Annotated in this window: 22 protein-coding genes; 16 read left to right on the top strand and 6 right to left on the bottom strand. The window is 70.4% G+C overall.

Annotation, left to right across the window (positions count from 1 at the left end; translation table 11 throughout):
* Positions 1-81: 81 nt before the first annotated feature.
* The 12 genes from NP095_RS15065 (at position 82) to NP095_RS15010 (ending at position 12,235) form a co-directional block, all read left to right on the top strand.
* Entirely contained in the window at positions 82-1,626 is a 1,545-nt protein-coding gene (locus NP095_RS15065) for a circularly permuted type 2 ATP-grasp protein (RefSeq protein ID WP_232418306.1), read from the top strand.
* Positions 1,626-2,552, top strand: coding sequence for an alpha-E domain-containing protein (locus NP095_RS15060; protein WP_232418307.1), 927 nt, complete (start codon positions 1,626-1,628; stop codon positions 2,550-2,552). The genes NP095_RS15065 and NP095_RS15060 overlap by 1 nt, the downstream gene beginning before the upstream one ends.
* 76 nt (positions 2,553-2,628) lie before the next feature.
* Positions 2,629-3,471, top strand: a complete 843-nt coding sequence (locus tag NP095_RS15055) for a transglutaminase family protein (protein WP_232418309.1) — start codon at positions 2,629-2,631, stop codon at positions 3,469-3,471.
* Positions 3,472-3,513: 42 nt separating this feature from the next.
* Positions 3,514-4,587 (top strand): L-glyceraldehyde 3-phosphate reductase, encoded by a 1,074-nt coding sequence (gene mgrA, locus NP095_RS15050; RefSeq protein ID WP_232418311.1) that lies wholly within the window; start codon positions 3,514-3,516, stop codon positions 4,585-4,587.
* 52 nt (positions 4,588-4,639) lie between these two features.
* On the top strand, positions 4,640-5,383 hold the full coding sequence (locus NP095_RS15045; RefSeq protein ID WP_232418312.1) for an ABC transporter ATP-binding protein: 744 nt from the start codon (positions 4,640-4,642) through the stop codon (positions 5,381-5,383).
* 1 nt (position 5,384) lies between these two features.
* Positions 5,385-7,943, top strand: a complete 2,559-nt coding sequence (locus NP095_RS15040) for an ABC transporter permease (RefSeq protein WP_232418313.1) — start codon at positions 5,385-5,387, stop codon at positions 7,941-7,943.
* Positions 7,944-8,078: 135 nt separating this feature from the next.
* Complete coding sequence (gene rpsF / locus NP095_RS15035) at positions 8,079-8,372, top strand: 30S ribosomal protein S6 (protein ID WP_232418579.1); 294 nt, start codon at positions 8,079-8,081, stop codon at positions 8,370-8,372.
* A 73-nt stretch (positions 8,373-8,445) separates the two neighbouring features.
* The gene (locus NP095_RS15030) at positions 8,446-9,015 is read left to right on the top strand and encodes a single-stranded DNA-binding protein (RefSeq protein ID WP_232418315.1); all 570 of its coding nucleotides are present in this window, start codon (positions 8,446-8,448) and stop codon (positions 9,013-9,015) included.
* A 36-nt stretch (positions 9,016-9,051) separates the two neighbouring features.
* Positions 9,052-9,288 carry a 30S ribosomal protein S18 gene (rpsR, locus tag NP095_RS15025; protein ID WP_067861076.1) on the top strand — a complete coding sequence of 79 codons (237 nt, stop codon included), beginning with the start codon at positions 9,052-9,054 and terminating at the stop codon, positions 9,286-9,288.
* Between the two features lie 18 nt (positions 9,289-9,306).
* Positions 9,307-9,753, top strand: a complete 447-nt coding sequence (rplI, locus tag NP095_RS15020) for a 50S ribosomal protein L9 (RefSeq protein ID WP_232418317.1) — start codon at positions 9,307-9,309, stop codon at positions 9,751-9,753.
* 50 nt (positions 9,754-9,803) lie between these two features.
* Positions 9,804-11,456, top strand: coding sequence for an ABC transporter substrate-binding protein (locus NP095_RS15015; RefSeq protein ID WP_232418319.1), 1,653 nt, complete (start codon positions 9,804-9,806; stop codon positions 11,454-11,456).
* Complete coding sequence (locus tag NP095_RS15010; RefSeq protein WP_232418321.1) at positions 11,456-12,235, top strand: siderophore-interacting protein; 780 nt, start codon at positions 11,456-11,458, stop codon at positions 12,233-12,235. The genes NP095_RS15015 and NP095_RS15010 overlap by 1 nt, the downstream gene beginning before the upstream one ends.
* Before the next feature lie 22 nt (positions 12,236-12,257).
* On the opposite strand, the gene NP095_RS15005 is transcribed toward NP095_RS15010, so the two are convergent.
* Positions 12,258-13,565, bottom strand: coding sequence for an MATE family efflux transporter (locus NP095_RS15005; protein ID WP_232418323.1), 1,308 nt, complete (start codon positions 13,563-13,565; stop codon positions 12,258-12,260).
* Positions 13,566-14,033: 468 nt separating this feature from the next.
* Between NP095_RS15005 and dnaB the strand changes: the two genes are divergently transcribed.
* Positions 14,034-15,371 (top strand): replicative DNA helicase, encoded by a 1,338-nt coding sequence (dnaB, locus tag NP095_RS15000; protein WP_154597315.1) that lies wholly within the window; start codon positions 14,034-14,036, stop codon positions 15,369-15,371.
* Positions 15,372-15,506: 135 nt separating this feature from the next.
* Here the strand turns inward: dnaB and NP095_RS14995 are convergent, their stop codons facing one another.
* From NP095_RS14995 to NP095_RS14985, 3 genes are all read right to left on the bottom strand, one after another.
* A complete protein-coding gene (locus tag NP095_RS14995) occupies positions 15,507-16,040 on the bottom strand; it encodes an SGNH hydrolase domain-containing protein (RefSeq protein WP_256766147.1) in 534 nt (177 codons plus the stop codon).
* 56 nt (positions 16,041-16,096) lie between these two features.
* The gene (locus NP095_RS14990; RefSeq protein WP_232418326.1) at positions 16,097-16,396 is read right to left on the bottom strand and encodes a hypothetical protein; all 300 of its coding nucleotides are present in this window, start codon (positions 16,394-16,396) and stop codon (positions 16,097-16,099) included.
* 90 nt (positions 16,397-16,486) lie between these two features.
* A complete protein-coding gene (locus NP095_RS14985; protein ID WP_232418327.1) occupies positions 16,487-17,080 on the bottom strand; it encodes a hypothetical protein in 594 nt (197 codons plus the stop codon).
* Positions 17,081-17,333: 253 nt separating this feature from the next.
* Between NP095_RS14985 and NP095_RS14980 the strand changes: the two genes are divergently transcribed.
* From NP095_RS14980 to chrA, 3 genes are read left to right on the top strand one after another with little or no spacing between them, the layout of a single operon-like run.
* On the top strand, positions 17,334-18,215 hold the full coding sequence (locus NP095_RS14980; RefSeq protein ID WP_232418329.1) for a hypothetical protein: 882 nt from the start codon (positions 17,334-17,336) through the stop codon (positions 18,213-18,215).
* Position 18,216: 1 nt separating this feature from the next.
* Positions 18,217-18,849 (top strand): class F sortase, encoded by a 633-nt coding sequence (locus NP095_RS14975; RefSeq protein ID WP_232418331.1) that lies wholly within the window; start codon positions 18,217-18,219, stop codon positions 18,847-18,849.
* A 46-nt stretch (positions 18,850-18,895) separates the two neighbouring features.
* On the top strand, positions 18,896-20,101 hold the full coding sequence (chrA, locus tag NP095_RS14970; protein WP_232418333.1) for a chromate efflux transporter: 1,206 nt from the start codon (positions 18,896-18,898) through the stop codon (positions 20,099-20,101).
* 6 nt (positions 20,102-20,107) lie between these two features.
* Here the strand turns inward: chrA and NP095_RS14965 are convergent, their stop codons facing one another.
* Positions 20,108-21,097 carry an SGNH hydrolase domain-containing protein gene (locus NP095_RS14965; protein ID WP_232418335.1) on the bottom strand — a complete coding sequence of 330 codons (990 nt, stop codon included), beginning with the start codon at positions 21,095-21,097 and terminating at the stop codon, positions 20,108-20,110.
* Positions 21,098-21,176: 79 nt separating this feature from the next.
* Positions 21,177-22,841, bottom strand: a complete 1,665-nt coding sequence (locus NP095_RS14960) for an FAD-binding dehydrogenase (RefSeq protein ID WP_232418338.1) — start codon at positions 22,839-22,841, stop codon at positions 21,177-21,179.
* Positions 22,842-22,908: the final 67 nt, after the last annotated feature.

Here is a 22,908-nt window from a genome sequence, read left to right as displayed (position 1 = left end):
GAATCGTAGCCGGGAGAGGCCATTTTCCGCACCGCTGAACGCCGAAACGTGCGCGAAGCAAAACGCCTCTAGGGTGGTCCCGTGACACAGGCGCAACTCTTCGAGGGATACGGACCTGTCGCGGGCTACGACGAGATGTACGGCGAGTCGGGCCTGCGCGACCTCTACACCGCCGTGCACGCGGCTTTCGGCAAGATGCCGCCCGAGGAGGTGCGCCAACGCGCGGAGGGTCTCGCATCGTCCTACCTCGAGCAGGGCATCACCTTCGGCGTCGCCGGCGAGGAGCGACCGTTCCCGCTCGACATCGTGCCGCGCATCATCGAGGCCGACGCTTGGGACGAGGTGGAGGCCGGCGTCAAGCAGCGCGTCAAGGCGCTCGAGGCGTTCCTGGCGGACGCGTACGGCGCCGGAGAGCTGTTCCGCGACGGCGTCGTGCCGCGCAAGACGGTCGTCACCTCGAGCCACTACCACCGCGTCGTCGCGGGCATCGATCCCGCGAACGGGGTCCGGATCCACGTCGCGGGCATCGACCTGATCCGCGACGGCAACGGCGACTTCCGGGTGCTGGAGGACAACGCCCGCGTGCCGTCCGGCGTCTCCTACGTCATGACGAACCGGCGCGCGATGTCCGGTGGCCTGCCCGAGGTCTTCGCGCACCACCGCATCCGTCCCGTCGCCCGGTACTCGCGCCAGCTGCTCTCGGCACTGCGCGCCGCGGCGCCTGCCGGTGTCAGTGATCCGACCGTCGTCGTCCTGACGCCGGGCGTCTACAACTCGGCCTACTTCGAGCACACCCTGCTGGCGCGCACGATGGGCGTCGAGCTGGTCGAGGGCCGCGACCTGGTGTGCCACGGCGGCCGCGTCATGATGCGCACGACCGACGGCCTGGCCCCCGTGCACGTGATCTATCGCCGGATCGACGACGAGTTCCTCGACCCACTGGCGTTCCGCGCCGACTCCACGCTGGGCGTCCCCGGACTCATCAACGCGGCACGTGCGGGCAACGTCACGATCGCCAACGCGGTCGGCAACGGCGTGGCCGACGACAAGCTGCTCTACACGTACGTGCCCGACCTGATCCGCTACTACCTGCACGAGGAGCCGATCCTGCGCAACGTCGACACGTGGCGCTGCGGCGACGCCGACCAGCGCGAGGAGGTCCTGGACCGCCTCGACGAGCTCGTGCTCAAGCCGGTCGACGGCTCGGGCGGCAAGGGCATCGTGATCGGCCCGGCGGCCACCCGCGAGGAGCTCGACGAGCTGCGCGCCAAGGTCATCGCCGCGCCGCGCGACTGGATCGCCCAGCCGGTGGTCTCGCTGTCGACGGTGCCCACCTTGGTCGAGGACGGCATCCGCCCCCGGCACGTCGACCTGCGGCCGTTCGCGGTCAACGACGGCGACGACGTCTGGGTGCTGCCCGGCGGCCTGACCCGCGTGGCGCTGCCCGAGGGCGAGCTGATCGTGAACTCCAGCCGCGGCGGCGGCTCGAAGGACACCTGGGTGCTGGCCCGCCCGACCGAGCCGATCGAGGAGGTCGACGACGACCTCGAGACGCACTCCTCGTCGCAGTCGCAGTCCCAGTCGCAGACCATGGCACCCGTGCCCGTGCCCTCCAGGGAGGCCTGATGCTCAGCCGGATCGGTGAGTCGCTGTTCTGGATCGGCCGCTACCTCGAGCGCGCCGACGACACGGCCCGCCTGCTGGACGTCCAGATGCAGATGCTCGTCGAGGACCCCTCCACCGACGAGATCACCAGCTGCGAGCAGTTGTTCGCGGTCATGGGCATCGAGGACTTCGACGGCGTGCCGAACCGCTGGTCGATGCTCGACAACCTGGCGTACGACCAGAAGTCCCCGACGTCCATCGCGGCGGTCATCGGCTCGATGCGCGAGGCCGCCCGCAGTGCCCGCGAGACGCTCTCGACCGATGTCTGGTCGGCCATCAACACCACCTGGCAGGGCGTGCCGGCGGCCACCTCGATGCGTCCGGTCGAGATGTTCAACTGGGTCCGTCGCCGCACCGCGATGATCTCGGGCTCCGCCGACGACTCGATGCCGCGCGACCAGGGCTGGTACTTCTACGTGCTGGGCCGCAACATCGAGCGGGCCGACATGACCGCGCGACTGCTGTCGACGGCGGCCAGCGCTGGTGGATCGGGTGTGGCGTGGCAGAACACGCTGCGCGCCTGCGGCGGCTACGAGAGCTTCCTGCGCACGTATCGCGGGATCGAGCGCGACAGCGCCGCCGCCGAGTACCTGCTGCTGGACCGCTGGTTCCCGCGGTCGCTCGTGTCGAGCCTGAGCGAGGCCGAGCGCGCGCTGACGCGCCTGGACGTCGCCGGCCGTCGCGCCGGCTTCTCCGACGAGGCGCTGCGGCTGCTCGGCCGGGCCCGCACCGAGATCGAGTACCGGCCGCTGAACGAGCTGCTCGAGACCATGCCGTTCGAGATGGAGCGCCTGCAGCGCGCCTGCTCGGCGGCCAGCGACGCCATCACGGCGCGCTACTTCGCCCAGGAGAACTGGCACATGTGGACCGGGAGGGTGTCTCTGTGAGCGAGCGACAGCGAGTGAACGAGGGGTACGCCATGCCGGTGCCGCCGTATCGTCGTGTCTTCTCGGGGGTTCCGGCATGAGCATGCGCATGCGCGTCCGGCACGCGACGAGCTACACGTACTCCGTGCCCACCCGGGCGTCGTACAGCGAGGCCCGGCTGACCCCGCAGACCACGGCCGACCAGTACGTCCGCCGGTCGCGGCTCGAGATCGCGCCGACCGCGTGGTCGCAGGAGTACCGCGACTACTGGGGCGCCACCGTCACCGCGTTCGAGGTCACCGACCCGCACGACGAGCTGCGGGTCGTGGCGACCTCGATCGTCGACACGGCCGATCCGGCCGAGCCCGGACGCTCCATCGGCTGGGACGACCTCGACCCGTCCACGCTCGACCGGTACTGCGAGTTCGTGCACCAGCAGGACAAGGTGCAGCCCTCCGCTTCGCTGATCCCCGAGCTGGACGCGATCCGGGCCGAGTCGGCGACGCCGGGTGCCTACGTCGAGGCGGTGGTCGCGCTGCTGCGTGACCGGATCAAGCGGCTCGTCGGGGCCACCCACGTCAGCGCCACCGCCGAGGAGGCGTGGGACACCGGCCGCGGCGTCACCCACGACATCACCCACGTCGCGATCGGCGCCCTGCGTCACGCCTCGATCCCGGCGCGCTTCGTCGCGGGATACGTCCATCCCGAGACCGAGCCGCAGGTCGAGGTGCCCGTCACCGCCGAGCCGCACGCGTGGCTCGAGTGGTGGGACGGCCGCTGGGTCGGCTGGGACGTCACCAACGGCGAGGCTCCCGGAGAGCGTCACATCATCGTGTCGCGCGGGCGCGACTTCGACGACAACCCGAACCTGCGCGGCATCTACTCGACCGACGGCGAGGTCAGCACCACCGTCGACGTCGAGATCACCCGCCTGATGTGAGGGCGTCGTGCCGCCGTCGTCGCGGCGGCATACCGTGAAGTCATGAGCACCGACTGGACCCGCAACCGCGTCGACGAGACCCATCGCCCGTGGCAGGCCGACGCCGACCGCTACCAGGGCCTGGACTACCGCCGGGTCGGCCGGTCGGGGCTGCTGCTGCCGCCGATCAGCCTCGGGCTGTGGTGGAACTTCGGTGACAACCGCACGTTCGACACCCAGCGCGAGGTGCTGCGTCACGCCTTCGACCTGGGCATCACGCACTTCGACCTGGCGAACAACTACGGCCCGCCGCCGGGGTCGGCCGAGGAGAACTTCGGCCGGATGATGCGCGGCGACTTCGCGCCCTACCGCGACGAGCTGATCATCTCGACCAAGGCCGGCTGGGACATGTGGCCCGGTCCGTACGGCTACCTCGGGTCGCGCAAGTACCTGCTGGCCAGCCTCGACGCCTCACTGCAGCGGATGAGCCTGGACCACGTCGACATCTTCTACTCGCACCGCGCCGATCCCGACACCCCCGTCGAGGAGACGGTGGGCGCGCTGGACACCGCGGTGCGCCAGGGCAAGGCGCTCTACGTCGGCATCTCGTCGTACTCGGCCGAGCGCACCCGTCGCGCGGCCGAGGTGGCCGCCGACCTGGGGACGCCGCTGGTGATCCACCAGCCCGCCTACTCGATGGTCAACCGGTGGGTCGAGGACGAGCTGTTCGCCACGCTCGAGGACGTCGGCATGGGCTCGATCGCCTTCACCGCCCTGGCCCAGGGGCTGCTGACCGACCGCTATCTCGGTGACGAGCCGGTGCAGCGAGCCGGCGGACGGTCCTCGTTCGACGACTCGCTGGTCGGCCTGAACCGCGAGCGGCTGCGCGGCCTGGCCGAGATCGGCCGGGAGCGTGGACAGACCTTGGCGCAACTGGCGCTCTCGTGGGTCCTGCGGCCCGGCGCCGCCACCTCGGCGCTGGTCGGGGCCTCGCGCACCGAGCAGCTGGACGAGAACATCAAGGCGGCGGAGAACACCGACTTCAGCGCCGAGGAGCTCGATCGGATCGACGAGCTGGTCGGTCGCGACGCCGACGCCAGGGTCGATCTGTGGGGCGGATCTGCTGACATCGTGTAACTCACAGTGACACTCGGTCCGCAAACGTGGCTGGTTCGCCTAGGCTCTGCCCATGGAAAAGACCGTCGCGGCGCACGCGCACGAGCTCACGAAGACGTACGGCAAGGGTGATGCCCAGGTCCGGGCGCTCGACGGGGTCTCCCTGGAGATCTACGAAGGCGAGTTCACCGCGGTCATGGGCCCCTCCGGATCGGGCAAGTCCACGCTCATGCACTGCATGGCTGCGCTCGACACCCCCGACGGCGGCCGCGTGACCATCGGTCCGACCACGTTGGCCAAGCTCGACGACAAGGCGCTGACCGTCATGCGCCGCGAGAAGATCGGCTTCGTCTTCCAGGCGTTCAACCTCGTGCCCACGCTGACGGCCGAGGAGAACATCCTGCTGCCGCTGTCCATCGCCGGCCGCAAGCCCGATCCGACGTGGTACGCCAAGGTGATCGAGGCCGTCGGCCTGGCCGACCGCCTGAAGCACCGCCCCAACGAGATGTCCGGCGGCCAGGCCCAGCGGGTGGCGTGCGCGCGCGCCCTGGTGAGCCGGCCGTCGATCGTCTTCGCCGACGAGCCCACCGGCAACCTCGACTCGACGTCGGGCGCCGAGGTGCTGTCGTTCCTGCGCCGCAGCGTCGACGAGTTCGGCCAGACGATCGTCATGGTCACCCACGACCCCGGCGCGGCCAGCTACACCGACCGGGTCGTCTACCTGGCCGACGGCCGGGTCGTGTCCGAGCTGCGCAACCCCACGGCCGAGAAGGTCCTCGAGCGCATGAGCGTCGTCCAGCGCCGGATCGGCGTGTGACGTGCGCAGAGTCACCTGGCGCAATCTCGTAGCTCGCAAGGTCCGTCTGTTCCTCAGCGCCTTCGCGATCGTCCTGGGCATCGCCTTCCTGTCCGGTTCCCTGGTGTTCACCGACACGATCGGTGAGAGCTTCGACCAGATCGCCTACGGCACGGTCACCGACGTCGCGGTCCGGCCCGAGACGGGCAACGACGACGCCATCGCGATGAGCGTCAACCGTGAGGCGCGCTCCATCCCGGCCTCGTACGTCGACGAGGTCGCCGCGCTGCCGGGCGTCGCGCGCGCCGAGGGCGCGGTCAACGGCGGCGGCCTGTTCGTCATCAAGAAGAACAACCGGCTGCTCGGCGGCACGGGTGCGCCCACGATCGCGCTCAACGCCGGCAGTGAGAACCCGATCCCCAACGCCGCAGGCGACCAGATGCTCCAGTGGGAGCAGGGTCGCGCCCCGGACAAGGACGGCGAGATCGCGCTCGACGCTCGCTCGGCCGAGGTGGCCGGCTACCGCCTGGGCGACACCGTCAAGATCGCGCTGCCCAGCGAGCCGCCCATCATCAAGACCAAGCTCGTGGGCATCTTCGACTTCTCCTCCGGCGGGCTGGCCGGCGCGACCCTCGTGATCTTCGACGACGCCAGCGCCCAGAGGTACTTCCTCGACGGCAAGGACGCCTTCAGCATCATCCAGATCGAAGCCGCGTCCGGCGCGACGCAGCGCGAGGTGGCCGACCAGGTCGCGAAGGTGATCCCCGCCGGCACCGAGGCAGTCACGGGCGACGCGGTCGCCGAGGAGTCCAAGAACCTCTTCGACCAGCTGCTCGGGTTCCTGAACACGTTCCTGCTGGTCTTCGCCGGCATCGCCCTGGTGGTCGGCACCTTCCTGATCGTCAACACGTTCTCGATCCTCGTGGCCCAGCGCAGCCGCGAGCTGGCGTTGCTGCGCGCGCTGGGGGCATCGCGTCCCCAGGTCAGCCGCTCGGTGCTGACCGAGGCGTTCGTGATCGGCGTCATCGGCTCGACGCTGGGCCTGGGGATGGGCTTCGGTCTGGCGATGCTGCTCAAGACCCTGTTCAGCCGGTTCGGCCTGGACCTCTCGGGTACGTCGCTGGTGTTCGAGCCGCGCACGATCGTGCTGGCGTACGCCGTCGGCGTGCTCGTGACGATGCTTGCCGCGTGGATCCCGGCCCGGCGCGCCGGCCGCGTCCCCCCGGTCGCGGCGATGCGCGACGAGGTCGCGATGCCCGAGTCGTCCCTGCGGTGGCGGATCGCGATCGCCCTGCTGTTCGGCCTGGCCGGAGCCGCCTCGATGTCGGCCGGCTCGTGGCTCGACGTCCCGCGCCCGATCATCTGGGTCGGCGTGGGCATCTTCGGCGTGCTGATGGCGGTCGCCCTGGGCAGCCCGATCATCGCGTCGCCGGTCCTGGCGGCGTTCGGCCTCGTCTACCGGACCATCTACAAGTCCGTGGGCCAGCTGGCCGCGCAGAACGCCCGGCGCAATCCGCGGCGCACCGCCGCGACCGCCTCCGCGCTGATGATCGGCCTGGCGCTGGTCACGACGATGTCGATCCTGGGCGCCTCGATCAACACGTCCATCGACAAGGGCGTCGAGCGCGAGTTCTCGGCCGACTTCATCGTCCAGAGCGTCAGCGGTCAGCCGTTCTCGCCCGAGATCTCGCAGAAGATCAGTGAGGTCCCCGGGGTCGCGGCCGCGTCGCCGGCCCAGTCGATCGTCTTCAAGGCCGACGGCACACAGGTCTTCGCCTCGGCGACCGACGCTGAGCAGTTCTCCAAGGTCTTCAAGCTGGACTTCGCCGACGGCGCCGCGCCCACCGGCGAGAACACGATCGCCCTGAGCGAGTCGATGGCCGCGTCGCTCGGCCGGAAGACGGGCGACGCGGTGAAGCTGGCGTTCGGCTCCGGTGAGTTCGACGCGACCGTGTCGGGCGTCTACGCCGACAGCAACCTCGTCAACCAGGCCGTCGTGCCGCTGACGACCGTCGCGGCGGCGGGCATCAAGCGTGGCGACACCTCGCTGGCGATCAACGCCGCGCCCGGCACCGGCACGCGCACGGTGCGGGCCAACCTCGAGCGGGCCGTGGGCGACAACCCCACGATCGTCGTGCAGGACAAGGAGAGCTACGCCGAGGCGCAGCGCTCGCAGGTCAACACGCTGCTCTACCTGATCTACGCGCTGCTGGGTCTGGCGATCGTCATCGCCGTGCTGGGCATCATCAACACGCTGGCCCTGAGCGTCATCGAGCGCACCCGCGAGATCGGCCTGCTGCGCGCGGTCGGCCTGACCCGCCCGCAGTTGCGCCGCATGGTGCGTCTGGAGTCGGTGGCGATCGCGATCCTGGGCGCGGTGCTGGGGATCGGGGCCGGGCTGCTCTTCGGCGTCGCCCTGCAGCGGTCGTTCCAGAACGACGGCATCAGCGACCTGGCCATCCCGGCCGGCTCGCTGGCGGTGTTCGTCGTGGTCTCGGCGCTCGTGGGCGTGCTCGCGGCCGTGGTCCCGGCCCGCCGCGCCGCCAAGCTCGACGTGCTCAAGGCGATCACCGGCGAGTGAGCCGGGGCCGCCCGGTCGAGGATTGGTCGGCAACGACGGGCCACTGCTAGACTCGTGAGGTTGCCGTTCGAGGCAACACCCTCCTGTGACGGAAAGCCCGTCACCGCCCAGTCCAAAGGAGAACCCGCAGTGTCACTGCGCAAGTACGAAGTCATGGTCATCCTCGATGCGGACGTCGATGAGCGTTCCGTCGAGAAGAGCCTCTCGACCTACCTCAACAACACGATCGTCGCCGACGGCGGTTCCGTCGACGGCATCGATGTGTGGGGCAAGCGCCGCCTGGCCTACGAGATCAACAAGAAGTCCGAGGGCATCTACGCCGTCATCGGTCTGTCCGCCGAGCCTGCCTCGGTCAAGGAGCTGGACCGTCAGCTGTCGCTGAACGAGTCCGTCGTCCGTACGAAGGTCACGCGTCCCGACGTGAAGTGATTCTGTGGACGGAGACATTCCGTCCCCTGAATCCGACAGACTCGTCGCGAGACCTCGAGAGAAGGCTGATCCCATGGCAGGCGAAACCACCATCACCCTCGTCGGCAACCTGACGCGCGACCCCGAACTGCGGTTCACGCCGTCGGGTGCCGCGGTCGCCGACTTCACCGTCGCGTCCACCGCGCGCACGTTCGACCGTCAGACGAACGAGTGGAAGGACGGCGACACGCTGTTCATCCGCTGCTCGGCCTGGCGCCAGCTGGCCGAGAACGTCGCCGGCTCGCTGACCAAGGGCACCCGCGTCATCGTCACTGGCGCCCTGAAGGTCCGCGAGTACGAGCGTCAGGACGGCGGCCGGGGAACGAGCGTCGAGATGACGGTCGACGAGGTCGGCCCGTCGTTGCGCAACGCCACCGCACAGGTCACCCGCACGTCGGGTGGCGGCGGTCAGGGCGGCGGCTTCGGCGGCGGGAACTCCGGCGGCAACGCCGGTGGTTTCGGTGGCGGCCAGCCTGCTGGACAGCAGTCGAACGCCAGCGCGTGGGCCCAGCCCTCGCAGCCGCAGGCGCCTGCCGGGGGCAACGACCCCTGGGGCGGCGGCGGCAGCAGCGCCGGCGGTTCGACCGACGAGCCCCCCTTCTGATCCATCACACGTAGCAAGAATTTTTCCAGGAGCATCATGGCCAAGCCCGTTGTCCGGAAGCCGAAGAAGAAGAGCAACCCGCTCGCGGCTGCCGGCGTCACCACCATCGATTACAAGGACACCGCACTGCTGCGGAAGTTCATCTCCGACCGCGGCAAGATCCGCGCTCGTCGCGTCACCGGCGTGTCCGTCCAGGAGCAGCGTCAGATCGCCAAGGCGATCAAGAACGCGCGCGAGATGGCGCTGCTGCCCTACACGTCCAGCGGTCGCTGAGTCAGGAGCAACGAACAGATGAAGCTCATCCTCACGCACGAGGTCTCGAACCTCGGCCAGCCCGGCGACATCGTCGAGGTCAAGGACGGCTACGGCCGTAACTTCCTGCTGCCGCGCAACTTCGCCATCCGTTGGACGAAGGGCGCTGCCAACCAGGTCGAGTCGATCAAGGCTGCTCGCGATGCGCGCGCCGTGCACGACCTCGAGACCGCCAAGTCGATCAAGGGCAACCTCGAGTCGTCCGCGATCAACGTCTCGGCGCAGGCCGGCGAGGGCGGTCGCCTCTTCGGCGCCGTCACCGTCACCGACATCGCCGATGCGCTGGCCGAGGCCGGCGCGCAGGTCGACAAGCGTCGCATCGAAGTTGGCAACCCCATCAAGAGCCTCGGCTCGCACACGGTCTCCGTGCGCGTGCACCCCGAGGTCGTCGCGACCGTCAAGCTGAACGTCGTCGCCTCCAAGTGATTCTCAAGACGCCGGGTCCCGCTTCACGCGGGGCCCGGCGCTTTGCTGTGGTGGCGCTGGCGAGCACGCTGCTCGCCGGCTGCTTCGGTGGGGGCGATGACTCCTCCGACGAGAAGACCGCGAGCTCGCAGAGCCCGAAGACCTCCGCCGACACGTCGCTGCCGCTGGCCGACGTGCATCCGGCCGATGACGCCGACGTCCGCGAGGGTGGCACGCTGCGGATGGGCGTCGCCTCGTTCCCGGCCACCTTCAACCCGGTGCACACCGACGGCGTCGCCAGCACCGCGCCCCAGATCCTCGCGCCCACCCTCGGCAGCGCGATCCGCGTCAAGGACGACGGCTCGTGGGCGGTCGACCCCGACTACGCCACCGACGTCGACATCGTCGACCGCTCGCCGCTGACGGTCCGGGTCGAGCTCAACCGCAAGGCCGTGTGGCAGGGCGGCACGCCGATCACCGCGGCCGACATGGTGTCGTTCGTCGACGCGATGCAGGACGACGACTACGCCGCAGCGCGCGTCCCGGCCGTCGACGCGATCGACACGGTCCGCGCTGACGGGGACTTCGCCTACGAGGTCGTGTTCGACGAGCCGACCGCCGACTGGCCGGCGGCGGTCTACCCCACGCTGCCGAAGGCCTACACGCGCTCCGTCAAGACGTTCAACCGCGGACTCACCGCCAAGGCGCCCTCCGCGAACGGCCCGTTCATCGTCTCGGGGATCGAGCGCAAGACCGGCACGATCACCCTCGAGCGCAACCCCCGGTGGTGGGGCGCCCCGCCCAAGCTGGACTCGATCGTCTGGCGCATCGGCGCCGACGACGTCCTGGCCGCCGCTCACGTCGCCGGTGAGCTCGAGGCCGCGCCCGTCACGCCGGCCAACCGCAAGGCTTTGGCCGACACGGACCTGCGAGCCTCGCTCGGGTCGGAGTGGTCGCAGTTGACGATCAACGGCGGCAACGGCCCGCTGGCCGATGCCGACGTGCGCCGTGCCGTGATGCTGGCCGTCGACTCCGCGGCAGTGGTCAAGGACACCTCCAAGCGCTACGGCGTCACCACGGTCCCGATGAGCTCGGTCGTGCTCCTGCCCGGCCAGGTCGGGGACCCGCGGACCAAGCCGCTGGCACGCAACGTCGACCGCGCCACGGCGCTGCTGGCGCGGGCCGGCTGGAAGCGTGAGGGCGGCAAGGGGCTGGTCCGCCGCAAGGGCCGTCCGCTGACGCTGACCCTCCCGGTGCCCGAGACCCGTTCCGGCGCCGTCGAGCGGGCCAGGACCATCGCCAAGGATCTCGCCGAGGTGGGTGTCCAGGTCAAGGTGAAGCAGGTGCCCGGGGCCACGTTCTTCGAGAAGGTCGTCATCCCGCTCGACTTCGACCTGACCACGTTCACCTGGTCGGTCGAGCCGTTCGGGCTGGGCGAGGTCAAGCGCCTCTTCACGCCGATCGACAGCCCGTTGAACTTCACCGGCAAGTCCTCGAAGGCCACCGCGAAGGCGTTCGACGCCGCGATCGAGCAGCTCGACCAGAAGAAGCGCGCCGCGGCGATCGCGAAGGTCGACAAGGTCACGCGCGCCCAGGCGTCGATCATGCCGCTGGCCGTGGTGCCCGAGGTGCTGGCCGTCGATCCCGAGGTCCGCAACTTCGGTCCCGCCGCTCTGGCCGACCTCGACTGGACGCGGGTGGGTTTCGCGGAGGACCTTGACTGATGGCCCGCACCCGACGCGAGGCGGTGGGCTGGCCGACGATCCTGCGCGAGTTGCGCGTCGTCCGGGTCGCCGACGTCTCGGAGACGACCCGGCGGGTCACGCTGGCCGGTGAGCAGCTCGAGGCGTTCCCCGTCGCCGGCGGCACCGCGGCGCCGTTCCGGTCCGAGGGCTTCGACGACCACGTGAAGCTGCTCGTCCCGCTCGAGGGAACCGACCGGCCGCCGCTGCCGGTGCAGGGCCCGGATCGGCTGGAGTGGGGCGGCGCGGGCGGTCGCCCGGTCGCGAAGGACTACACGCCGCGGCGCTTCGCCGATGGCGAGCTCGACCTCGACTTCGTGCTGCACGAGGGCGGGTTCGCCGCGGGGTGGGCCCGCCGCACGCAGCCGGGCGACCCGGCCTGGATCGTCGGCCCCACCCGCTCGCTGCTGCTGCCGACCGGCATCGACCGGCTCGTGCTGGCCGGCGACGAGACGGCCCTGCCCGCCATCGCGCGACTGCTCGACGAGTGGCCCGGCACGATGACCGCCGAGGTCGTCATCGAGGTGGCCTCGCCGGCCGGGATCCAGGACCTCCCGTCCCACGAGGGCATGACGATCCGCTGGGTTCACGGCGCCGAGGCCTGGACCGACGCGATCCGCGACCTGCCCTGGTCCGACGTGCCCACCTTCTGCTGGGTCGCCGGCGAGTCCGGCGCCGTGCGCCAGATCCGCCGCCACCTCGCCGACGACCGCGGTGTCCCGCGCGACTGCCTCGACGCCACCGGCTACTGGCGGCGCTGACGGTTTCCCGGCCGGTCGCCTCTCAGGTCGAACCGAGGACGAGCCAGCGGTCGCTGCGCTGGCGCAGCCACAGCGTCACCCAGCGCGTGGCCTGGAACAGCGCGTAGGCGGCCCACAGCCAGGTGAAGCCGGCGTCCGTCGCCCGGATCACCAGCGCGATCGGCGCGTAGATCAGCAGGGTGACGAGGCTGGCCCAGGCCAGGTACACGCCGTCCCCGGCCCCGATCAGCACCCCGTCGAGCACGAACACGATCCCCGAGAGCGGCTGGATGAGCGCCACCAACAGCAGTGCGGGCACCGCCGCCGCGCGCACGTCGGCGTCGGGGCTGAAGGCGCGAGCGACCCAGGGCGCGGTCACCGCCAGGAGGACTCCGGCCACGACACCGAAGCCGAGCCCCCAGCCGATGACCCGCCGGGTGACCCGGCGGGTGCCCTCGGCGTCGCCGGCCCCGAGGGAGTGGCCCGTCAGCGTCTGCGCCGCGATCGCGAAGGCGTCGAGTGCGAACGCCAGGAACATCACGAGCGTGGTGGCGATCTGGTGGGCCGCCAGCGAGGCGTCGCCGAACCCGGCCGCGACGAGGGTCGCCAGCAGCAGCACGGCGCGCAGGCTCAGGGTGCGCAGCAGCAGCGGAACGCCGTCGCGCGCGGCGCGGGTGACGTCGTCCCACTGGAGCCGTGGCGATGCCTCGGTCTCACGACTGCGGCGCAGGACCTGCGCCACGAGTGCCAGCGCGGCGGCCCACTGGGCCAGCACGAGACCGAGGGCTGCTCCGCGCAGGTCGAGCCCGGCGCCGTAGACCAGCGCGACGGTCAGCACGACGTTCAGGACGTTGGCCGCGATCATCACGACCAGTGGCGTGCGCAGGTCCAGGACGCCGCGCAGGGCGCCGGTCGCGGCCAGGACGAGCAGCACGGCCGGGATGCTCGCGGCGGCGATCCGTAGGTACTCGGTGGTCAGGTCCGCGACCGCGGGCGAGCTGGACAGCGCCCTGGCCATGGGTCGCGCGGCGACGGCTGTCGCCGCGCCGAGCACGAGACCGATCAGCAGGGCCAGCCAGACGCCTCCCAGGGCCGCTTCCAGCGCCCGGCGCGGCTCCCCGGCGCCCTGGTGCCTGGCGACCGTCGCGGTGCTGCCGTAGGCCAGGAAGACGCACAGACCGATGATGGTCGACAGGACCGTCGAGGCGGCTCCCAGTGCGGCGAGCTCGGCACGTCCCAGGTGTCCCACGATGGCGGTGTCGGCCATCAGCATCAGCGGCTCGCAGATCAGCGCGGCGAACGCCGGGACGGTGATCGCCAGAATTCTACGGTCGAGCGTGGAGATCCGCACGGGGCGACGATACCCCTGTGACCAGTGAGGTGAATTTGTCGATAAGTCGGCGATCGCTTGCGACACGCCCGTGGATAACCCCATCGGCGAAAGTCACACCCGACTATCACCGCTCCACACCTTGTGACTTACGTTTGCGCAGGTCAGACCCTCCTGTGACCTGCGCCACACTCGCTTGTCCACAGAGTGGTCCACCGGCTGTGCACACGCGCGACCGGCGTTTTCCACAGGTTTGCCGAGCTTCTCCACACCGGGTGTGCACGACTATCTCGCCCCCGGTCCCGGCGGCCCGTATGGTCACAGGAGGGATCCATCTGAACCGAGGGGAAGGCGGTTCTGTCGGACCCCTGCACGTAGTTTCAAATCCAGCTGCCGATCACGTCGAGGAGTGCCGTGAGCGTTACCGATCTGTATGAGTCCGATCGTCCATCGGACTCCGCGGGATCGGGCTACGTTCCGCCCCAGGACATGGCGGCCGAGCAGAGTGTTCTCGGCGCGATGCTGCTGTCGAAGAACGCGATCGACCCCGCCACCGACCTGCTCGAGAGCCGCGACTTCTACCGCCCCGCGCACGAGCTGATCTTCGACGTCATCTGCGACCTGTCCGGTCGCGGTGAGCCGGCCGACGCGATCACCGTCGCGGCCGAGCTGACCCGTCGTGGCGAGATCGCCCGCATCGGGGGCGCCGCCTACCTCCACGACCTCGTCCAGGGCGTGCCGATCGCCGCGAACGTCGACTACTACGCCGAGATCGTCCACGAGAAGGCGGTGCTGCGGCGCCTCGTCGAGGTCGGCCAGCAGGTCGCCCAGCTGGGCCAGTCCGGCACCGGCGAGATCCAGGACATCGTCGACCGCGCCCAGAAGGCGGTCCTGGACGTCGACGGCACGAAGTCCGGTGAGGACTACAACGTCCTGTCCGACCTGATGTCGTACACGATCGACGAGCTCGAAGAGCTCGAGACGCGCTCGGGCGAGGTGCACGGCGTGATGTCGGGCTTCCCTGATCTCGATCGCCTCACCACGGGCTTCAAGCCCGGCCAGATGATCGTCGTCGCGGCGCGACCCGGCGTCGGCAAGTCGACGCTCGGCCTGGACTTCGTGCGCAACGCCTCGATCCGCCAGGGCCTCACCTCCGCCATCTTCAGCTTGGAAATGACCGGCTCGGAGATCGCGATGCGTCTGTTGTCGGCCGAGGCGAAGGTCGCGATCCACCACATGCGCGCCGGCTCGATGTCCAGCCGCGACTGGGACGCGATCGGACGCGCGATGGCCACGGTGCAGGCCGCGCCGATCATCATCGACGACAGCCCCAACATGACGATGCCCGAGATCCGCTCGAAGGCGCGCCGCATCAAGAAGCAGCACGGCCTCGACTTCGTCGTCCTGGACTACCTGCAGCTGATGACCTCAGGCAAGAAGGTCGAGAACCGTCAGGTCGAGGTCTCGGAGTTCTCCCGTCAGATCAAGCTGCTGGCCAAGGAGCTGGGCGTCCCGGTCGTCGCGATCAGCCAGTTGAACCGTGGCTCGGAGCAGCGCACCGACAAGACGCCGCAGATCTCGGACCTGCGTGAGTCCGGCTCGATCGAGCAGGACGCCGACATCGTCATGCTGCTGAACCGCCCCGACGCCCACGGCGCGGGCGAGTCCGAGCGTCCCGGCGAGGCCGACATCATCGTGGCCAAGAACCGTTCGGGCCCGGTCAACAAGGTCGCCGTGTCCTTCCAGGGCCACTACTCGCGCTTCACCCCGATGGCGCGCGAGCCCGAGGGCGCCGGCGGTGGCGCCTCGGGCGCCGACTTCGCCTGATCTTTCGGCCGACCGGCATTCCGTCGCGAGCACGTCCCCGTCGTCTCCAACGACAAGGCAACCGAGTCGGCATGACTCGGTGCTCCCCGACAGGTTCGGACGCTGGTGAGTCACCAGTGACTCACCAGTCGTCGTCTAGGGCCCGAAGACCACCCCGGTGGCTCGCAGCTGCCTCTCGATCAGCGGCGTGAGCGAGCGGGCGTAGGTGGCCGTGAGGTGCTGGTGGTCGCGGTACATGATCTGGCCCCTCGGCGTGACCACCCGACACACCCGCTTCGGACAGTGCTCGGCGCGCAGGTTGATGCGGAACGCCGCGCGCCGGCCGTACTGCTTCCGTGCCAGCTTCACCGAGGGCACGGACCAGTCGAACGGGATCACTTTCTGCTCGGCTGCCGAGCAGTTCTTCCACTGCCGCGGGGCGCGGTTCTTGCGCAGGCACTGGGTGGGCGAGGGACCCGCCGACTTCCAGTTGGCCGCGCCGGCCAGCGCGATGACGGGGATCCGGCGCTTCAGCGCCACGCGCCACGACTTCACCGTGTCCGGTCCGCGCTGGGCGTAGGTGCCGGCCATCGTCGAGGCGCGGTGGTGGGTGACGATCGCCCGCACGTTCCGCTGCTTGCGGATGTAGCGCTCCACGTTCTTCCGCCAGGCCTGGCAGTCGTCGCGGATTCACTTCGTGTCGTTCTTGACCACCCGCGACGACCACCCGCAACGCGAGCGGATGATCAGCGTGACGCGGATCTTCCCTTGGTCGGCCAGCCGCCGGAAGGCGGCGACAGGGCGCGCATGTGCGAGTCCCCGATCACGAGCAGGCGCGGGCCCTTGCGCCCGTAGTGGCAGGTCAGCACCCTCGTCTGGCCCGGACGGGAGCCGTTGAAGCACGCCCTCGTTCCCGGGGCGACGTCCGACTCGGCGGCCGCGATGCTCGACAGCCGGGGCTTCTCCGCGACCGCCGGCAGGGCCGATCCCAGCAGCACGACCAGCGCGGCACCGGTTGCGCGACGGACGAGTCGGGCGGCAGGCATCGGCACCTCCGGGTCGGGTCGGATCTTCCTGCCAAGATGCCGGTCGAACGGAGCGGTGTCGAGGGATCCGCCCGGCGGCCGTCCCCGCCGTCAGCGCTTCCTGCGCTCCGTGACCGGCGGGATCGGGTCGCCGAAGCGCTCGAGGGCGCCGATGTACCGTCCGCCGAACTCGATCCGGGTGATGTCGCGCAGTCTCCACGCCTCGACGAAGTCGACCCACACGCCGTCGCGGCCGATGAACTGCAGGTCGAGCCGCTTCGTGCCGATGCGATGGATCGTGCCGACGTTGATCCAGTCGCCGTCGGGACTCTCGAGGTGGACACCGACGAGCTGGGCCCGTTGATCGACGATCCGCAGGAGGTCGGAGACCGACGCGTCGGCCGGGCACTCGAAGCTCTCGAGCGGCACGCCGCTCCCGGCCACGGCTCGGCGCAGGTAGGACTCCCCGAAGCCGGCGCCGTCCCACCCCGGCCCGACCTTGGTCACCAGGTCCAGCCGCAGCAGGACCACGTCGTCGAGGTAGACACCATCCAGCGCGTGCAGGACGACCCAGTCGTCGGTCAGCGCCAGGACGAACCCGGTGTCCTTATGGCAGTCGAGCCGATTGCGGCGCACCGTCACCGGCGCCTGCTCCTGCTGGGCCCGGGTGAGCCGGCGAACGATCTTGCTCCGAGACTGCGCCACCCGGCAGTGTGGCAGTCAGTCGGGCGGACGAACCCCGAATGGGTGAACCGGGCCCGGGCGCTGGAGGGTCCGTCGCCACCGGTACCCATCGGAACTCGCCCCTCCATTTTTACTTGCATCCCAGGGGATTTCACGTCCCAGGACTGTTTCCATCCTCACGTCCGCAGGGCTTCGGTTGAGGGCTGTGGCCGACCTACCGTGGACGGTCCAGGGGGGTGAGGTTCCTCCTGCTCGAAACCCTGATAGGAGGAAGATGACCAAGCACGACCCGCACCCGGGTGCGGCGAAGAAGTGGATGCGGCTGGCGACAGGACTGGCGACGATGGGCGTCGTGACACTCGGCTGTGGTGCCGCAGTGTTCGCGACCGGCAGCACCGCCAACGCCGAGCCGCCGGGGGGCAAGGTGGGCGTGTGCCATCGCACGGCCTCTGAGTCCAACCCGTACGTCTTCATCTCGGTTCCCAAAGACGAGGCCAACGGCCACATCACGGGCACCGACAAGCAGCACAACCACCAGGTCACGTGGGCCACCGACGGCACGTGGCGCGGCATGGCCCACAAGGCCGGCGACCTGCGCCTGGACTACTACGCGTCGGCGGAGGAGGTCGCGGCCGGCAGGTGCTTCAACACGACCGAGCCCACCACGGAGCCGACGACGCCGCCCACGGAGCCGACGACGCCGCCCACGGAGCCGACGACGCCGCCCACGGAGCCGACGACGCCGCCCACGGAGCCGACGACGCCGCCCACGGAGCCGACGACGCCGCCCACCGAGCCGACGACGCCGCCCACGGAGCCGACGACGCCGCCCACCGAGGAGCCGACGGACGAGCCGACGACGCCGCCCACCGACGAACCGAGCGACGAGCCTGGTACCGACCCGTCGACCGACCCGAAGATCAGCGGTGAGGACGAGTCAAGGGGCCCCGACGACTCCGGTGGCAGTGACGACAGCAACGACGGCACCAAGAGCAAGAGCAAGGACGAGGTCCGCGCTCACGGCGTGCCCCGCGCTGTCGACGCCGGAGTGAGCGACAGCGCGAGCCGGTGGGGCTCCGGCCTCATGGGTGGTGGCACCGCGCTGGTACTGAGCTCCGGTGGCGTGCTCCTGGGCGTGCGTCGCTTCGAAGGGTGACATGAAGCGCTCGCATTCCACCGAGGCCCCGGCGCGAACGCGCCGGGGCCTCTCGGTGATGGCCGCACTGGCGCTGGCCGTCTCGACGTCAGGACTGGTCTCCTGCGCGGTCGGTGACAGGACGGCGCGGCAGAGCGAGTCACCGTCGACCGCGTCCCCGAGTCCGTTGGTCGAAGCCACCCCCGATCCGGCCGAGGGACAGCCGTCGCGACTGAGGATCCCCGCGATCGACGTGGACGCCACCGTCATCCCCCTCACCCTGAACGAGGGAGACGTGCTGGAGCCACCGGCCGACTTCACTCAAGTCGGCTGGTGGGCCGAGGGCGCCCTGCCCGGCAGCACCCGAGGCGCGGTGGTGCTCACCGCCCACACCGTGCACGAAGGCGGCGGGGCGTTCGACGACCTCGGCAAGCTGGAGCGCGGTGACACGGTCACGATCCGGACCGCGGCGGGCACGGTGCGCTACTGCGTCGACGACGTCGCCGAGTACTCCCAGCAGGAGCTGCGTGAGAACGCGCCGAAGATCTTCAGCCAGACCGGCACGAGTCGGCTCGCGATGGTCACGTGTGGTTGGTACCACCTGGGGCACTACGACTCGAACATCGTGGTGACGGCGACACCGATCGCCACCTGACGTCATCGGATCGCCCCGCGGCGCTGCTGCGGCGATGATGGGGCCGATGACTTCTCGCGCCGCCGCCGAGCGCCGGCACCCCGGCTCGGTGGCCGAGGTGTTCTGGGTGTTCCTGCGGCTGGGACTGACCTCGTTCGGCGGCCCTGTCGCCCATCTGGCGTACTTCCGCGAGGCGTTCGTCGAGCGCCGCCGCTGGCTGACCGACGAGGCCTATGCCGACCTGGTCGCGCTGTGCCAGTTCCTGCCCGGGCCCGGGTCGAGCCAGGTCGGCATGGTCCTGGGGCTGCGGCGCGCCGGGGCCGGCGGCCTGCTGGCGGCGTGGATCGCCTTCACCCTGCCGTCGGCCGTCGTGCTGGTGGCCTTCGCGTACGGGGTGGCCGCGTTCGGCGATCCCGCGGGCGCCGGGTGGCTGCACGGGGTCAAGGCCGCCGCGGTGGCCGTGGTCGCCCAGGCCGTCCTGTCGATGGCCCGCACCCTGACGCCCGACCTCAAGCGACTGGTGATCGCCGCCGCCGGCGCCGCCTGCATCCTGCTCGTGGCCGGTCCCGGGATCCAGATCGGCGTGATCGTGCTCGGGGCACTCGCGGGCTGGCTGTGGCTGCGCGCCGAGGAGGCCCCGGCGGTACGCGGTCTGGCGTACGTGTCACGGCGCGCCGCGATCGCTGCCCTCGTGGCGTTCGGTTCCCTGCTCGTCGCGCTCCCGGTGCTGGCCGCGGTCACCGAGGACCCGACCCTGCGCCTGGCGGACATCTTCTACCGCACGGGCGCGCTCGTGTTCGGCGGCGGCCATGTCGTCCTGCCGTTGCTGCAAGCCCAGACCGTCGAGGCCGGGCTGGTCGACCCCGACACCTTCCTGGCCGGATACGGCGCGGCCCAGGCGGTGCCCGGTCCGCTGTTCACCTTCAGCGCCTACCTCGGCGCCAGCATGGAGTCCGGCCCGAACGGGGTGCTGGGTGCGACGATCGCCCTCGTCGCGGTGTTCCTGCCCGCGGGCCTTCTGGTCGTGGGTGTGCTGCCGTTCTGGGACCGGCTGCGCGAGGCCCCGACCGCACGGCGCGTCGTGATGGGGGTCAACGCTGCGGTCGTCGGAATCCTCGCCGCGGCGCTCTACGACCCCGTCATCACGCAGGGCATCGTCTCGGTCGGCACGGCGGTGATCGCGGTGGCCGCGTTCGCCTCGCAATGGTGGGGTCGCATTCCCGTGTGGGCGGCGGTCCTGGCCGCCGCGGCCCTCGGTCAGCTCATCGCCTGATGCTGCTCACACGACGGCGATCGCCACGGCCGAGCGCACGACGATGGCGCTGAGCACGCCGATCAGGTGGGCCAGGATCGCCGCCCCGGACTCGCGCGGTGGGTCGAAGACGACGCCCGTGGCGCGGAGCCGCTTCTCGAACTCCGGCGCGAGCGAGCGGGCGTAGGTGGCGCCGAGGTGTTGCTCGTCGCGGTACATGATCTGGCCCTTCGGCGTCACCGTCCGGCACACCCCGCCGGGGCAGTACACGTCGCGCATGTCGAGGCGGAACGCCGCGTTCGGGCCGTACGTCCGACGGGCCAGGACGACCGCAGGGACGGTCCAGTCGAACGACATCACCTCGCGCGCGGGTGCGGTGCAGTCCTTCCATTGCTCCGGCGTGGGGTTCTTGCGCAAGCAGTCCGGCGGCGTGGACGGCCAGTGCGGCGCGCCCGACACGGCGATCACGGGGATCTTCCGATCGAGCGCGACCCGCCACGCCTTCACGGTGTCGGGACCACGCTGCGCCTCGGTGCCCTCCATCCATCGGGCCCGATGGTTCGTGATGATGGCGCGCAGGTCCTTCTGGTCGCGGATGTAGCGCTGCACCTGGGCCCGCCACGTCTCGCACTCGTCAGCGACCCAGGGCAGGTCGTGCTCGAGCTTGCGGGTCGTCCAGCCACAACGCGAGCGGGTGAGCAGCGTGACCCGGATCTTCCCCTCCTCGGCCAGCCGCCGGAACGCCGGCGACAGGGCCCGCATGTGCGAGTCGCCGACGAGCAGCAGCCGCGGGCCACGGTCGCCGTATTCGCAGGTCAGCAGCTCTGTCTCACCGGGGTTCGCGCCGGGGAAGCACGCCGGCGTTCCCGGCGCGACGTCCATCTCGGCCGCCGTGATGCTCGACAGCTGCGGTTCGTCGGCGACGGCGGACGGGGTCCCGGCCAGGGCAGTCGTCGCGAGGACCAGCAGGGCAACGCCCACGAGGCCGATCCCGCGTGAGATCGCTCGTACGCTCATCGACACCCCCCGGTCCGGTCGCGATGACTCTCTTCCGGACAGGTTGACATGGGAGGGGGGTGTGTCGCGAGTGCTCCGCTCAGCTCCGCGCCAGGGCTCGGCCGGCGGCCCGGCCCGAGAAGATGCAGCCACCCAGGAAGGTCCCCTCGAGCGCGTTGTACCCGTGGACGCCGCCGCCGCCGAACCCGGCGACCTCGCCTGCCGCGTACAGGCCCGGCACCGGCAGTCCGTCCTCGCCGAGCACCTGCGACTCGAGGTTGGTCTGCAGTCCGCCGAGGGTCTTGCGCGACAGGACGTTCAGCCGCACCGCGATGAGCGGACCGTGCGCCGGGTCGAGGATCCGGTGCGGTTTGGCGACGCGCACGATCTTGTCCATGCGCGAGCGGCGGGCGTTGTGGATCGCCATGACCTGGACGTCCTTGGTGAACGGGTTGTCGAACTCGCGGTCGCGCGCCACGATCTGGCGCTCCAGGAGCGTCGGGTCGAGTTTCGGCCCACGGGCGATCTCGTTCATCCCCAGGACGAGGTCGTCCAGGGACGGCGCCACGACGAAGTCGACGCCGTGCTGCTTGAACTTCTCGACCGGACCCGGCGCGCCCTTGGCCAGTCGGCTCTTGATGAGGAACTTGATGTCGCGCCCGGTGAGGTCGGGGTTCTGCTCCGAGCCCGACAGGGCGAACTCCTTCTCGATGATCGACTGCGTCAGCACGAACCACGAGTAGTCGTGGCCGGTCGCCAGGATCTGCTTCATGGCGCCGTTCGTGTCCGCGCCGGGAACCCCGGACATGCCGGTCAGTCGCTGGCCGTTGGCGTCGAACCACATCGACGAGGGGCCGGGCAGGATCCGGATGCCGTGGTCGGGCCAGATCGGGTCCCAGTTGGTGATGCCCTCGGTGTACGACCAGAGCCGGTCGCGGTTCACGATGCGCCCGCCGGCGCGCTCGGTGATCTGGAGCATCCGGCCGTCGACGTGCGCCGGGACGCCCGAGATCAGGTGGTCGGGCGCCTCGCCGAGGCGCTCGGTGGGCCAGTTGGCGCGCATCAGCGCGTGGTTGTGGCCGATGCCGCCCGAGGTGACCACGACGGCGCCGGCGCGGTGATCGAACTCGCCCACGACGGTGCGCGACGACTTCACCCCGCGCTCGGAGTCGTCCGGCGCCAGCACCGATCCGCGGATGCCGACGACCGCGCCCTTCTCGACGATCAGGTCGTCGACCTGGTGCCGGAACGCGAACTGGACCAGCCCACCGGTCTCGGCCTTCAGGACCGGCTCGGCGAAGGTGTCGACCAGCCGCGGCCCGGTGCCCCAGGTGAGGTGGAACCGGGGCACGGAGTTCCCGTGGCCGGTGGCCGATCCGCTGCCGCGCTCGGCCCAGCCCACCATCGGCATGACCCGGTGTCCCAGTCGGCGCAGGTAGTCGCGCTTGCCCTCGGCCGCCCAGGTCACGTACGCCTTGGCCCAGCGGCGGGCCCACAGGTCCTCGTCCTGGAGCCGGTCGAAGGCGGCCGAGCCGAACCAGTCCTGCATCGCCAGCGCGGCGGAGTCCTTGATGCCCGTGCGGCGCTGCTCGGGACTGTCGACGAAGAACAGCCCGCCGAGCGACCAGAACGCCTGCCCGCCGAGGTTGTTGCGGTTCTCCTGCTCGACGACCAGGACCCGCTTGCCGGCCTGTGCCAGCTCGTGGGTGGCGACCAGTCCGGCCAGGCCGGCGCCGACGACGATGACGTCAGGGGTGAAGGACATGCGCACACGGTGGCCCAGTGACGGTTCCGGCGCCACTACGGTGAATGGACGTGACAACCATCTTTGT

Source organism: Aeromicrobium duanguangcaii (assembly GCF_024508295.1).
Lineage (GTDB): Bacteria > Actinomycetota > Actinomycetes > Propionibacteriales > Nocardioidaceae > Aeromicrobium > Aeromicrobium duanguangcaii.
This window is presented reverse-complemented; position numbering and strand designations above follow the sequence as displayed.